The sequence below is a fragment of the Enterobacter sp. RIT637 genome (assembly GCF_019718755.1).
Lineage (GTDB): Bacteria > Pseudomonadota > Gammaproteobacteria > Enterobacterales > Enterobacteriaceae > Enterobacter.
Genome location: NZ_JAIHAZ010000001.1, coordinates 175,464 through 188,206 on the forward strand (window position 1 = coordinate 175,464; position 12,743 = coordinate 188,206).

Sequence of the window (12,743 nt, forward strand, 5' to 3'; positions counted from 1 at the left end):
AGGACTTAACAATGGATATCGCACGCTTTCCGCAAATCAACCCGCCCCAGCGCCTGCTGATGGGGCCGGGCCCGATCAACGCCGACCCGCGCGTGCTGCGCGCCATGTCGAGCCAGCTGATCGGCCAGTACGATCCGGCCATGACCCACTACATGAACGAGGTGATGGCGCTCTATCGCGGGGTGTTCCGCACCGAGAACCGCTGGACGATGCTGGTGGACGGCACCTCCCGCGCGGGAATTGAAGCCATTCTGGTCTCCGCCATTCGCCCGGGAGATAAGGTGCTGGTGCCGGTCTTTGGCCGCTTTGGTCATCTGCTGTGCGAAATTGCCCGCCGCTGCCGCGCGGAGGTACATACCATCGAGGTGCCGTGGGGCGAGGTGTTCACCCCGGACCAGATCGAGGATGCGATTAAGCGTATTCGCCCGCGCCTGCTGCTGACCGTGCAGGGCGACACCTCCACCACCATGCTGCAGCCCCTCGCGGAGCTGGGTGCCATCTGCCGCCGCTACGACGTGCTGTTTTACACCGACGCCACCGCATCGCTCGGCGGCAACGCGCTGGAGACCGACGCCTGGGGGCTGGACGCCGTCTCGGCCGGGATGCAAAAGTGCCTCGGCGGCCCGTCGGGCACGTCGCCGATCACCCTTAGCGCGCACATGGAGGAGGCGATCCGCCGCCGCAAATGCGTTGAGGAGGGCATCCGCACCGACGCCCACCGCGACGGCGACGAGGAGATGATCTACTCCAACTATTTCGATCTCGGCATGGTGATGGACTACTGGGGCCCGGAGCGTCTGAACCACCACACCGAAGCCACGACCGCGCTGTTTGGCGCCCGCGAGTGCGCGCGGCTGATCCTGCAGGAAGGGCTGGATAACGGCATCGCGCGTCATAAGCTGCACGGCGATGCACTGCTGAAGGGCATTCAGGCGATGGGGCTGGAGACCTTTGGCGACCTGAAGCACAAGATGAACAACGTGCTGGGCGTGGTTATCCCGCAGGGCGTCAACGGCGACCAGGTGCGCAAGCTGATGCTGGAGGATTTCGGGATTGAAATCGGCACCTCGTTTGGCCCGCTGCACGGCAAAGTGTGGCGCATTGGCACCATGGGCTACAACGCGCGCAAGGACTGCGTGATGACCACCCTGAGCGCGTTGGAGTCGGTGCTGAACTACCTGAAATTCACCACCACGCAGGGTGCCGCCATGCAGGCCGCGTGGGACCACTATCGCCGCGAGACGCCGCAATGAGCCCGGCGGCAGAACGGGTGATGGCGCGCGCCGACGCGCTGGCCGCCATCAGCGAAACCCCGGATGCGCTGACAAGGGTCTATCTCTCCACGCAGCATCTGCAGGCCAACCAGCTGGTCGGAGAGTGGATGCGCCAGGCGGGAATGACCGTCTGGCAGGACAGCGTGGGCAATATCTGCGGTCGCTATGAAGGCCAGCAGGAAGGGGCGCAGGCGGTGCTGCTCGGCTCGCATCTGGATACCGTACGCAATGCCGGGCGCTACGACGGCATGCTCGGGGTGCTCACCGCCATTGAGGTGGTGGACAGCCTGCACCGGCAGGGGCTGCATCTGGCCCAGGCCATCGAGATTGTCGGCTTTGGCGACGAAGAGGGAACCCGTTTTGGCATCACCCTGCTAGGCAGCCGGGGCATAACGGGCACCTGGCCGCAGGGCTGGCTGGAGACCTGCGATGCCAGCGGCATCAGCGTGGCGCAGGCGATGGTGCAGGCAGGATTAGATCCCGCCCGCGTGGCGCTCGCGGCACGCCATCAGGACGATTTCAGCGCCTGTCTGGAACTGCACATCGAACAGGGGCCGTGTCTGGAGCAGGAAGGTCTGGCGCTGGGCGTGGTGGAAGCCATTAACGGCGCGCGCCGCCTCAACTGCCGCTTCACCGGAGAGGCCGGACACGCGGGAACCGTGCCGATGAGTCACCGTAAGGATGCGCTGGCCGCCGCCGCTGAATGGATGGTGCTGATCGAAAACACCACCCGACAGCGGGGCGGTAATCAGGTGGCGACGGTCGGGGAGCTGCGCTGCCTGCCCGGTGCGGTCAACGTTATTCCGGGCGAGGTTGCGCTCTCGCTGGATATTCGCGGCCCGCAGGATGGCCCGCTTGACGCGCTGCTCGCGGAACTGCTGGTGCAGGCGCAGGCCATTGCCGCTCGTCGTGGGCTGAGCTTCAGCGCCGAGGAGTTTTACCGTATCGCCGCCACGCCGTGCGATGCGCGTTTGCAGAATCTGCTGGGGCAGGCCGTTGAATCGGTGCAGGGGCGCTCATTATCGCTGCCGAGCGGAGCCGGGCATGACACCATCGCGCTGGCGGAACGCTGGCCGGTTGGGATGCTGTTTGTGCGCTGCAAAGGGGGCGTCAGCCACCATCCTGCGGAATCGGTGATGGCTGAGGATGTTGCCCTGGCGATTGAGGCGTTTGGGCGGGCGGTGAGAACGCTGGGTGCGACCTGAGTATTGCCCGGCGGCGCTACGCTTGCACGGGCCTACGGGATGGGTAGGCCGGATAAGCGCAGCGCCACCCGGCAAGGTCAGCGTTACTCCAGCCCCAGCGTATATTGCGCGATCTTAAAGTAGATAATCAGCCCGGTGCCGTCGATAAGCGTCGCGATAAACGGCGCGGAGACGACCGCCGGGTCAATGCCGCAGCGCTTGAGAACCATCGGAATGACGGACGACACAATCGCGCTCCAGAGCGTAATGCACACCAGCGTCAGGCTGACGATAAGCGTGATTTCCAGCCCAATCCCCATCATCCAGGCGCGGATACACCCGGCAATACCGAGCGTGGCGGCAATCATCAGCGAGGTGGTCATCTCTTTACGCAGCACGCGGCCAACGTCGCGCAGACGGACTTCTCCCAGCGCCATGGCGCGCACCAGCGTGGAGGTGATCTGCGTCCCGCTGTTGCCGCCCGTGCCGATCAGCAGCGGAATAAAGAACGCCAGCGCGATGGCGGACTCCAGCGCCTCTTCAAAATGCTGGATCACCGAGCTGGTGTAGGCCTCTGCGACAAACAGCAGCAGCAGCCAGACGGAACGTTTCTTCCACAGGCTGTACGGGCTGGTGTCCAGATACGGCTTCTCCAGCGGCAGCGTCGCCCCCTGAAGCTGAGCGTCTTCGGTGACGTCATCTTCCAGCAGATGGGCGATTTCGCGCTCGGTCAGGCAGCCGACGAGCTTGCCGTGGGTGACCACGGGCACCACGTCCGCGCCGCCGTGCGCCAGCAGCCCGGCAACGTCGGCACGTTCATCCTCCGGTTTGACCTGCAAAAACTGCGAAATCATCAGCGATTTCACCGGCTGTACCGTATCGGCGGTCTGCAGCAATTTACGCACGGCAATCATGCCCGCCAGGCGGCCATTGTCTTCAATAAAAATATGAGACGGAATATCGTCGTCTTTTAATTTTTCGAAGAATTGCTCGCGCGCCAGCGCCACGCATAATGAAATATCGAGGACAATAAAATCGGTATTCATATATTGCGCGACAGCGCTGTCATTGAATGCCAGATTCTGGTTGTGAATAGCGTAAGACATAGTGAATTCCCTTTGAATAATAACATCTCTCAGGGGCGAGCAAGACAGGGCATGTCGAAGAGGAGATCCCCACGTCCTGGGTTCAGCACTGTACACCGTATCCCGTGAGGGAAGTTATACTGACAAAGCCTTGATTCGACAGTGCCTGTTTTACCCTGTGCCGGTTCTCTCGAACCCACCAGAGCGATAACGTGTATTTGTACAGGAGCCTCGCCATAACGAGATCGTTGTAAAACGTGAGAAATAATACGCTTATTTGATATTGTCGCTCGGGAAATTAAATAATGTTTAAGAACGGTTTAGGAGAATCTTATTAATAAAGCGTTGACGGTTTATTTAAGGTAATTCATTTCTAATGGAGGATTATATAATCAACGGAGGAGAGGAAAATGGCGTGGTTTGATAATTTGCTGAATCATTTTGCGCTCTATCCGGCACATCTTTTCGCGCTGTTATTTGTGATGGCGCTGAGTAAATCGACGGTGCTGATCTCCTCCGTACTGCCGCCCGCCTCGGTGATGCTGCTGGCGGGCATTACCGTCAGCCAGGCGAGCATGCCTCCCGCGCTGGCGTGGCTCGCCGTGGTAATGGGAGCAGCGGCGGGTTCGGTGCTGAATTACCATATCGGCCAGCTGATGGGGCACACCCGGCTGGTCACGCGCTTCACCTCAAAGCATGCCGATAAGTTCTTGCGGGTACAGCATCAGCTGCAAAAGAACGGCGTCATCGTGCTGTTTACGTCGCGCTTTCTGGCGGTGTTGCGTTACATCGTCCCGCTGGCGGCGGGGATGCTCAGGCTGAATGCAGCAAAGGTCTACGCCGTCAGCCTGCTTTCCGCCTGCGCATGGGCGGCGCTGTATGTCGGCATCGTCACCGGCATCAGCGCCTTTTGAGTTATAAACTCCCCATTCCGCCGTCCACCAGCAGCTCCGTTCCCACCGTGTAGCTCGACTCGTCGGAGGCCAGATAGAGCGCGGCTTTTGCCAGCTCCGTCGTCGAGCCCATTCTGCCGAGCGGCACCAGCTTGATGACCTCTGCCATCATCGCGTTAAGCGCCTCGTCGCTTAGGCCCGTCTTCGTAAACGCCGGGGTTTCCACCGGACCGGGGCTCAGGCCGTTGACGCGGATCCCGCGCGGCAGCAGCTCCGCCGAGAGCGTGCGCGCCAGCGACAGCAGGGCGGCCTTGCTCGCGGCATACACGCTGCTGGTGGGCAGACCGATGCGCGCGCTTACGGAGCCGCAGAGGATCACCGACGACGGATTATTCAGCAGCGGCAGAAGCGCCTGAATTAAAAAGAACGGTCCCTTCAGGTTGATGCCCATCAGGCGGTCCCAGGCATCCTCCTGCCAGGCTTCCAGCGGCGCGTGCGTGACGTCGCCCGCGTTGAGAAACACCGCGTCCAGGCGAGGCCAGCGGGCGGCGAGGGTGTCCGCCAGCGCTTTTTGCGACGCGATATCGCCCGCATCGGTTGGGATCACCCAAGCTTTATCGCCAAGAATACGTTCTGCCTCGGCGAGCGTTTCCGGGTTACGTCCGGTCACGGCGACGTGCGCGCCTTCGGCGATAAACGCCTGCGCGGTGGCGAGGCCGATGCCGCTGGTACCGCCGGTAATCAGCGTATATTTATCTGTTAAACGACCCATGTTCTTCTCCTGAAATGTCACTGGAGAAAGCACTATAGAAACGTTAGTATCGAAAGGAAACCAGGTACCAAATGGATACTAACGAGGCAAGAGGTGTGCTATGGCAGAAAGGCTGGAGGTGTGCTGCGAAAAAAAATCTGAGGCGTATACTTGCCCGATGACGCAGTTTGTCAACCTGATATCCGGTAAATGGGCGATCCCCATTCTCTACCGCCTGATTGTGTTCAACACGCCCGTACGCTTTGGCGATCTGCTGCGAGCCGCTGCCCCCATCACGCAGAAAGAGCTGACGAAGCAGCTGCGCCTGTTCGAGCAGCGCGGGCTGGTGACGCGGACGGTCTACCCGGAGATCCCCCCGCGCGTGGAGTATCAGATCACCGGGCTGGGGCTAACCCTGCAGGACGCACTCTCGCCGCTGGCCGCCTGGATGAGCGAGTACGGCGACCAGCTTGAGCGTTAGGCTACTGTTTTACGTAGCGCGGGGCCGGAATGCCGGTGCGCGCGCTGTTGAATAGCTCAAGGCGCGCCGCTTCGTAGCGATCCCACAGGCCTGCGTCGTGCATCGGCGGGATGGTGATCGGTTCACCCTGATCCAGACCCGCCAACGACGCATCCACCATATCGTCGGTGGTCATTACCGATCCTTCCGGCAGATCGTTCACCGTGACGCCCGAATGACTCCAGATTTCTGTCGCGGTGGCGGCGGGCAGTACGGCCTGAATGCGCACGCTGCTGTCGGCAAACTCTTCCTGTAGCCCACGGGTAAAGCTCAGTACCCACGCCTTGGTGGCGCTGTAGAGGGCGCTACCGGCGCGGACGTGCAGCGCTAACACCGAGGCGATATTGATCAGCGTGCCGCGATTGTTCTGCGCCAGACGGGGCAGGATGGCGTAGGTCAGACGCATCAGCGCCGTGGTGTTCAGGGTGTTAATAGCCTGATGCTGCGCCACATCGCCTGCGAGGAACGGTGCCATCTGCGCGGTGCCCGCGTTGTTAACGAGCGTATCAATGGCGGTATTGCTGCGCAGCGCCTCTTCCACGGCGCGGATCCCGGCTTCATCGGTGAGATCGGCCACCAGAATGTCGACGGCCACGCCATAGCGCGCACGCAGGTCGGCAGCGAGGGTTTTCAGGCGATCCTCGCGGCGGGCAACCAGCACCAGGTTAGCGCCGCGCGCGGCAAGACGGTCGGCATAGACGGCACCAATTCCGGAAGAGGCGCCCGTAATCAGGGCGGTGGTGATTTGCGTAGTCATCGTGTGTTACCTCAAGGCAAAGTGGGTTATTTGGTTTCAAGATGAAACTTAATTAACTCTCGGCTATTTGGTTTTATAATGCAACCATTTTGGTGGGCATTTTGTGCTTTTGCCTTCGGGAACGATCAGGAGGGGAGTTTAGCCACGATCTCTTCAGGCGTCAGTTCGCGCCCATCATCGGCGATAAGCGCCAGCTTGCGCAGGGGTTTGCGCTGTTCGGCATCGACCAGCACGGTGCCGCATTCGTTTTCAGCAAACAAAAATTCATTCCCCCACTGGGAGAGGGCAACCAGCACCGTTTGCAGGGCGCGCCCTTTCTCGGTCAGGACATACTCCTGCCAGGCGCTGCCGTCGGACGCGGGCTGAAGCCGGAGGATGCCTTCGTCGACCAGCAGCTTCAGCCGCGTGGTCAGCATGTTTTTTGCGATACCGAGGCTTTTCTGGAACTCGCCGAAGCGTTTAATCCCGCGCAGCGCGTCGCGCACGATCAACAGCGACCACCAGTCGCCGATGATATCCAGCGAACGGGCGACGGGGCAGGTGCTCTCTTCGAGGCGGGTACGTTTCACGGTCAATTCTCCGGTAGGGTGTGGTTTTATTATAAAACTAATCTGCGCGCGTCGTAAGCACGTTAATCATCAGTTTGAGAAATGCTTCCCGGAAAATTGTCACCAATCTGTCACACTGAACGCGACATTTTAAAACGAGTGAGGAATTAGGGATGAGAAAAGCACTACTCGCGCTGGCAGTCGCCGGTTCCATTTCAGCAACGTTTGGCGTGCAGGCGCAAGAGACGCCGGAAGGGTATCAGCTGGAGCAAGTTTTAATCATGAGTCGCCATAACCTGCGCGCGCCGCTCGCCAATAACGGCAGCGTGCTGGAGCAGTCCACGCCGAAGCAGTGGCCGGAGTGGGAGGTGCCGGGCGGTCAGCTCACTACCAAGGGTGGCGTGCTGGAAGTCTATATGGGCCATTACATGCGCGAGTGGCTGGCGCAGCAGGGGATGGTGAAGACGGGAGAATGTCCAGCGGCGGATAGCGTTTATGCCTATGCCAACAGCCTGCAGCGCACCGTCGCCACCGCGCAGTTCTTTATCACCGGCGCGTTCCCGGGCTGCGACGTTCCCGTGCACCATCAGGAAAAAATGGGCACCATGGATCCGACCTTCAATCCGGTGATTACCGATAACTCGCCGGAATTCCGTGAAAAAGCGCTGAAGGCGATGGAGTCCGAGCGGCAGAAAATGCAGCTTACCGAAAGCTATAAGCTGCTGGAGCAGATGACGAACTACGCCGATTCTCCGTCCTGCAAAGAGAAAAAGGTCTGCTCGCTGGCAGACGCGAAAGACACCTTCAGCGCCGACTATGAAAAAGAGCCTGGCGTATCCGGGCCGCTGAAGGTGGGTAACTCGCTGGTGGACGCGTTCACGCTGCAGTATTACGAAGGCTTCCCGGCCGACCAGGTGGCCTGGGGCGAAATCAAAACCGACCAGCAGTGGCGCGTGCTGTCGAAGCTGAAGAACGGCTATCAGGACTCGCTGTTTACCTCTACCGAGGTGGCGCAAAACGTGGCGAAGCCGCTGGTGAAGTACATTGATAAAACGCTGGTCACCGAACAGGCGAAAGCGCCGAAAATCACCCTGCTGGTAGGGCATGACTCGAACATTGCTTCCCTGCTGACTGCCCTGGATTTCAAACCGTACCAACTGCACGACCAGCAGGAGCGCACCCCGATTGGCGGCAAAATTGTCTTCCAGCGCTGGCATGACAAAAACGCCAACCAGGAGCTGATGAAAATTGAGTATGTCTACCAGAGTTCAGAGCAGCTGCGTAACGCCAGCGTGCTATCGCTGCAGGCCCCTGCGCAGCGCGTGACGCTGGAGCTGAAAGGCTGCCCGGTGGATGCGAACGGCTTCTGTCCTGTCGATAAATTCAATGCGGTGATGAATAACGCGGCGAAGTAAAAGAGAACCCCCCGCTGCGGCGGGGGGAAACGCTTAGACGTTTTTACGTTCGATGGTTTGCTCACCCCAGAAGAGCGAGTCTTTATCCGTTTTTTCGAAGGCGCGCACCAGCACCTCATCGTTACCTTCTTCCCAAATCTGCTCGGCCAGCTTTTCATCGTACTTCGCGACTTCAAAGATAGCTTCGGCAATCTCCGGAGAGGTGTTGCGTAAACTTGCCCATTCGCCCACGTGGTGAGCTTTGGATTCTTGAGTTGGCATGCTTGTCCTCCTGTTGGGTGTTAGCCGTTCAGTTTTTTGGCCAGACCCGCGACGTGTTCACCCTGATAGCGGGCGATAGCCAGTTCTTCATTGCTTGGCTGGCGTGAACCGTCCCCACCGGCAATGGTGGTTGCGCCGTAAGGCGTACCGCCGCGCACCTGGGAAACGTCAAACAGTTCCTGCGCGCCGTAGCCAATCGGCACAATCACCATCCCATGATGAGCAAGGGTAGTCCAGGTTGAGGTAATCGTCTGCTCCTGACCGCCGCCGGTGCCGGTAGAGCTGAATACGCTGGCGAGTTTGCCGTAGAGCGCCCCGGATGCCCAAAGTCCGCCGGTTTGATCGAGGAAGGTACGCATCTGGCCTGACATATTGCCGAAGCGGGTCGGGGTGCCGAAGATAATGGCATCATAATCCGCCAGCTCCTGCGGGGTGGCGACCGGAGCGTTTTGCGTTTTGCCCCCGGCTTTCGCGAAGGCTTCCGCCTGCATGGTTTCCGGTACGCGTTTCACCACAACCTCAACGCCATCAACCCTGTTTGCACCTTCTGCTACCGCGTGAGCCATGGTTTCAATGTGTCCATACATGGAATAATAGAGCACCAGAACTTTTGCCATTTTGCATCACTCCTCGTTTGTTTTTTCTGACAGCGGATCGCTGCGTTCTTTTAAAGATATGCCATCACAGCCAGACTGCAAAAATGAAGGGCATTTCTTTGATTTATAACAATATGGTTACAAAAAAGGCTTTGTAGCAAAATGAAACAACTTTCTGTCAGTCGAATTTTGAAATGATAAGAAAGGTTTATGAGTCGCCGTCGCGTCGTCTCACCCAAAAGACTGAGATCATGTTGCAGAATATTACCTCTGGCTTGATGGATAGCCGCATTCCACTAAGCTTAGTTTCACGCGGCACAGATAAAGGCACTGTCCTTGAGTCGCGAGGTGAAAGAATCCTCTTTTACTGAATGCAATATGATGTCTAATGTTTCACACTCTGGAGGTTAGAGATGGCAAACCATCGTGGTGGTTCAGGTAATTTCGCTGAAGACCGTGAAAGAGCATCAGAAGCAGGTCGTAAAGGTGGCCAGTCTAGCGGGGGGAACTTCAAAAATGACCCTCAGCGCGCATCTGAGGCTGGTAAAAAAGGGGGCAAAAACAGCCACGGCAGCAACAAGTAGTACGCCGGGTTGACTCCCTGCCGCCGGGCTCTCCCGGCGGTTTTTTTATTTCTGCAACATTGAACTGTAACCAAAGGCAACGCACACTAGAGAATTGATCTTAATTGCGAGTGCCGCATGTCTGTCTCACGCTTCAAATTCTCCGTTAAACCGCAGGAAGCCATCCTCATTCTCATTACCATGTTCTGGGGCGGGACGTTTCTGGCCGTTCAGTACGCGGTAACTCTCAGCGATCCGTTCTTTTTTGTTGGCCTGCGCTTTGCGACGGCGGCGATTGCGGTAGGGCTGATTTCGCTTAAAACGCTGCGGGGGCTGACGCTTAAAGAGCTGAAGGCGGGGGTGGCGATTGGGGTAGCGATAGCAATGGGCTACAGCCTGCAGACGTGGGGATTGCAGACCATCTCCAGCAGCAAATCCGCGTTTATCACTGCGATGTATGTACCGCTGGTGCCGCTATTGCAGTGGCTCTGTCTCGGCAGAATTCCGGGCCTGATGTCCTGCATCGGCATCGTGCTGGCGTTTATCGGTCTCATCTTACTGGCCGGGCCGGAAAATAACCTGCTGGCGCTGGGGTCGGGCGAAATCATCACCCTGATTGGGGCGATTGCCATTGCGGCAGAAATTATTCTGATTAGCGCCTGGGCGGGCAAGGTCGACGTCAAGCGGGTGACGGTGGTGCAGCTCGCTACGGCGTCGCTGGTGGCCTTTGCGACGATGGTGCCGGCAGGCGAGTCCGTGCCGCCGATGTCCACCGGTCTGGTGGTGGTTGCACTGGGGCTGGGTATCTTCAGCGCCATTATTCAGGTCACCATGAACTGGGCGCAGCGCAGCGTATCGCCAACCCGCGCGACGGTGATTTATACCGGAGAACCGGTCTGGGCGGGCATTTTCGGACGCATTGCAGGTGAGCGTCTGCCGCTGCTCGCGCTGGTGGGCGCGGCATTTATTGTCGCCGGGGTGCTGGTGAGCGAGTTAAAGCTCAAACGGAAGAAAAACGCGCTGCCAGAAAATGACAGCGCGGCGTTAAATCAGGAATCCTGATGCACCACGGTGCCCTGCGGCGCGGCGGCCATCCGGCGGCTCAGCAGGGCGTTAAGCAGGATCGCGCCGAAGGTTGCCGTGCCAATCCCGCCAATCGTGAACCCGCCCAGCGTCAGGGCAAAATCGCCCGCGCCCAGCACCAGCGTGACCGCCACCATAATCAGGTTGCCGTTCTGGCTGAGATCGACCCGATGCTGCACCCAGATGCGCGCCCCGGCCACGGCGATCAGCCCAAACACCACAATCGATGCGCCGCCGATGACCGGTGACGGAATAGTGTGGATCAGCGCGCCGAACTTCGGCGAGAAGCCGAGCAGCATCGCCATCACCGCCGCCGCCACGAAGACCAGCGTCGAGTAGACCTTGGTCACCGCCATCACGCCGATGTTTTCCGCATAGGTGGTGACGCCGCTGCCGCCCACGGAACCGGAGAGCATGGTCGCCAGCCCGTCACCGACGAACGCACGGCCCATGTAAGGGTCCATGCTGCGCCCGGTCATCCCGGCGACCGCTTTCAGGTGACCTAAGTTCTCTGCCACCAGGATCACCGCCACCGGAGCGATAAGCATCATCGCCTGGGTGTTGAAGGTAGGCGCGGTCACCTGCGGCAGGCCGAACCAGGCGGCTTGATGCAGCAGGGTAAAATCAACCGGCTTGCCCAAACCGAAAACGTTGGCCAGCAGGGCGTAGACCAGGCAAGCCACTATGAGTCCGACCAGGATCAGCAGCCGCTGGATCATGCCGCGCGTGAACACCGCCACCAGGCCGATGCACAGCACGGTGATCACCGCCATCCAGCTTTCAAACGGCGAGGCTGAGACGCTCCTGACCGCAATCGGGGCGAGGTTAAGGCCAATCGCCATCACCACGGCGCCCGTCACGACCGGGGGCATCATTCGCTCGATCCAGCGCGTGCCGATTTTCATCACCACCAGACCAATCAGGGTGTAGACCAGACCGCAGGCGATGATGCCGCCGAGGGCCACGCTCAGGTTGGGGTTGATCCCCTGACCGTTAAACCCGGTGGTGGCGATGACCACCCCGACAAAGGCGGCGCTGGAGCCGAGATAGCTGGGCACGCGCCCGCCGGTGACGAAAAAGAACAGCAGCGTACCGATACCCGACATCAAAATAGAGAGGTTGGGATCGAGTCCCATCAGCATTGGCATCAGCACCGTAGCGCCAAACATGGCGACCGCGTGCTGAACGCCCATCACCATCGTCTGCCCGAGCGGGAGGCGTTCATCCGGCGCGACCACGCCTGCGTCTGTGGAGGTCGATTTCAACTGCCAGTGGGGAAATCCGAACATGGTCTGTCTCCTTAGAGCGGGTTAACAGGCGGGGCGCATAAGCGCGTGGTAGCCGCGGTCAAACCACACCAGCCCTTGGGGCGCGGGGTGGCGGATAATCGAAACAATGTCGCAAAACAGAATGTCGTGGGTGCCGACGCTCACCACCTGGCTGATGCGGCAGTCAAACGAGGCCAGCGCATCCTCCAGGCGCGGGCAGCCCGTGTCGCCCGTCTGCCAGCGGGCGGCGGCAAAGCGTTCCTCCATCGGCGTTTTCCCGCCAAACAGGTTAGATAAAGGCTCCTGTCCTGCGCTCAGGGTATTCACGCAAAGGGTGCGGTTTTCGCTGAACGTGGGCCAGACGGACGCGCCGCGGTTCAGGCACACCAGCAGGGTGGGCGGTGAATCCGTGACGCTGCACACCGCGCTGGCGGTGAAGCCTGCCAGCCCCGCCGGGCCGTCGGTGGTGATGATGTTGACCGCCGCGCCAACGCAGGCCATGGCGTCGCGAAAGGTTTGTTTATCCGGTGTCGTCATAATCGCTC

General features: G+C 59.7%; 15 protein-coding genes and 1 riboswitch. Of the genes, 7 read left to right on the forward strand and 8 right to left on the reverse strand.

The window, feature by feature from the left end; all coding sequences use genetic code 11:
* The first annotated feature begins 11 nt into the window (after positions 1-11).
* The gene (locus tag K5E19_RS00760; protein WP_221549609.1) at positions 12-1,253 is read left to right on the forward strand and encodes an alanine--glyoxylate aminotransferase family protein; all 1,242 of its coding nucleotides are present in this window, start codon (positions 12-14) and stop codon (positions 1,251-1,253) included.
* A complete protein-coding gene (gene hpxK, locus K5E19_RS00765) occupies positions 1,250-2,479 on the forward strand; it encodes an allantoate amidohydrolase (RefSeq protein WP_221549610.1) in 1,230 nt (409 codons plus the stop codon). Before K5E19_RS00760 ends, hpxK begins: the two co-directional genes overlap by 4 nt.
* An 83-nt stretch (positions 2,480-2,562) precedes the next feature.
* Here hpxK and K5E19_RS00770 read toward each other — a convergent pair whose 3' ends face one another.
* Positions 2,563-3,564: a magnesium transporter gene (locus K5E19_RS00770; RefSeq protein ID WP_111964506.1), complete on the reverse strand. Its 1,002-nt coding sequence runs from the start codon at positions 3,562-3,564 to the stop codon at positions 2,563-2,565.
* 60 nt (positions 3,565-3,624) lie between these two features.
* A riboswitch (M-box (ykoK) riboswitch) is annotated at positions 3,625-3,794 on the reverse strand.
* 159 nt (positions 3,795-3,953) lie between these two features.
* Here K5E19_RS00770 and K5E19_RS00775 point away from each other — a divergent pair.
* Entirely contained in the window at positions 3,954-4,457 is a 504-nt protein-coding gene (locus K5E19_RS00775; protein WP_221549611.1) for a DedA family protein, read from the forward strand.
* A 1-nt stretch (position 4,458) separates the two neighbouring features.
* On the opposite strand, the gene K5E19_RS00780 is transcribed toward K5E19_RS00775, so the two are convergent.
* Complete coding sequence (locus K5E19_RS00780; RefSeq protein ID WP_121425835.1) at positions 4,459-5,208, reverse strand: SDR family oxidoreductase; 750 nt, start codon at positions 5,206-5,208, stop codon at positions 4,459-4,461.
* 100 nt (positions 5,209-5,308) lie between these two features.
* Between K5E19_RS00780 and K5E19_RS00785 the strand changes: the two genes are divergently transcribed.
* Positions 5,309-5,668 (forward strand): helix-turn-helix domain-containing protein, encoded by a 360-nt coding sequence (locus K5E19_RS00785; protein ID WP_202774956.1) that lies wholly within the window; start codon positions 5,309-5,311, stop codon positions 5,666-5,668.
* Between the two features lies 1 nt (position 5,669).
* Here the strand turns inward: K5E19_RS00785 and K5E19_RS00790 are convergent, their stop codons facing one another.
* Complete coding sequence (locus K5E19_RS00790; protein ID WP_221549612.1) at positions 5,670-6,464, reverse strand: SDR family oxidoreductase; 795 nt, start codon at positions 6,462-6,464, stop codon at positions 5,670-5,672.
* A gap of 125 nt (positions 6,465-6,589) precedes the next feature.
* Positions 6,590-7,033, reverse strand: coding sequence for a helix-turn-helix domain-containing protein (locus K5E19_RS00795; protein ID WP_047650821.1), 444 nt, complete (start codon positions 7,031-7,033; stop codon positions 6,590-6,592).
* Positions 7,034-7,185: 152 nt separating this feature from the next.
* Here K5E19_RS00795 and agp point away from each other — a divergent pair, with 152 nt between their 5' ends.
* Complete coding sequence (gene agp / locus K5E19_RS00800; protein ID WP_221549613.1) at positions 7,186-8,427, forward strand: bifunctional glucose-1-phosphatase/inositol phosphatase; 1,242 nt, start codon at positions 7,186-7,188, stop codon at positions 8,425-8,427.
* 33 nt (positions 8,428-8,460) lie between these two features.
* Here the strand turns inward: agp and K5E19_RS00805 are convergent, their stop codons facing one another.
* Both K5E19_RS00805 and wrbA read right to left on the reverse strand, forming a co-directional pair.
* Positions 8,461-8,688, reverse strand: coding sequence for a YccJ family protein (locus tag K5E19_RS00805; protein ID WP_008499832.1), 228 nt, complete (start codon positions 8,686-8,688; stop codon positions 8,461-8,463).
* A gap of 20 nt (positions 8,689-8,708) precedes the next feature.
* On the reverse strand, positions 8,709-9,305 hold the full coding sequence (wrbA, locus tag K5E19_RS00810; protein ID WP_010429487.1) for an NAD(P)H:quinone oxidoreductase: 597 nt from the start codon (positions 9,303-9,305) through the stop codon (positions 8,709-8,711).
* A gap of 392 nt (positions 9,306-9,697) precedes the next feature.
* Between wrbA and K5E19_RS00815 the strand changes: the two genes are divergently transcribed.
* Together K5E19_RS00815 and K5E19_RS00820 are read left to right on the forward strand one after the other, a co-directional pair.
* Positions 9,698-9,868 carry a general stress protein gene (locus K5E19_RS00815; RefSeq protein ID WP_001273664.1) on the forward strand — a complete coding sequence of 57 codons (171 nt, stop codon included), beginning with the start codon at positions 9,698-9,700 and terminating at the stop codon, positions 9,866-9,868.
* Between the two features lie 117 nt (positions 9,869-9,985).
* Positions 9,986-10,909: a DMT family transporter gene (locus tag K5E19_RS00820; protein ID WP_221549614.1), complete on the forward strand. Its 924-nt coding sequence runs from the start codon at positions 9,986-9,988 to the stop codon at positions 10,907-10,909.
* Here K5E19_RS00820 and rutG read toward each other — a convergent pair.
* Together rutG and rutF are read right to left on the reverse strand one after the other, a co-directional pair.
* Positions 10,897-12,219, reverse strand: coding sequence for a pyrimidine utilization transport protein G (gene rutG / locus K5E19_RS00825; protein WP_221549615.1), 1,323 nt, complete (start codon positions 12,217-12,219; stop codon positions 10,897-10,899). The genes K5E19_RS00820 and rutG overlap by 13 nt on opposite strands.
* A 21-nt stretch (positions 12,220-12,240) precedes the next feature.
* Positions 12,241-12,735 (reverse strand): NADH-dependent FMN reductase RutF, encoded by a 495-nt coding sequence (gene rutF, locus K5E19_RS00830; protein ID WP_023292823.1) that lies wholly within the window; start codon positions 12,733-12,735, stop codon positions 12,241-12,243.
* Between the last annotated feature and the right edge of the window lie 8 nt (positions 12,736-12,743).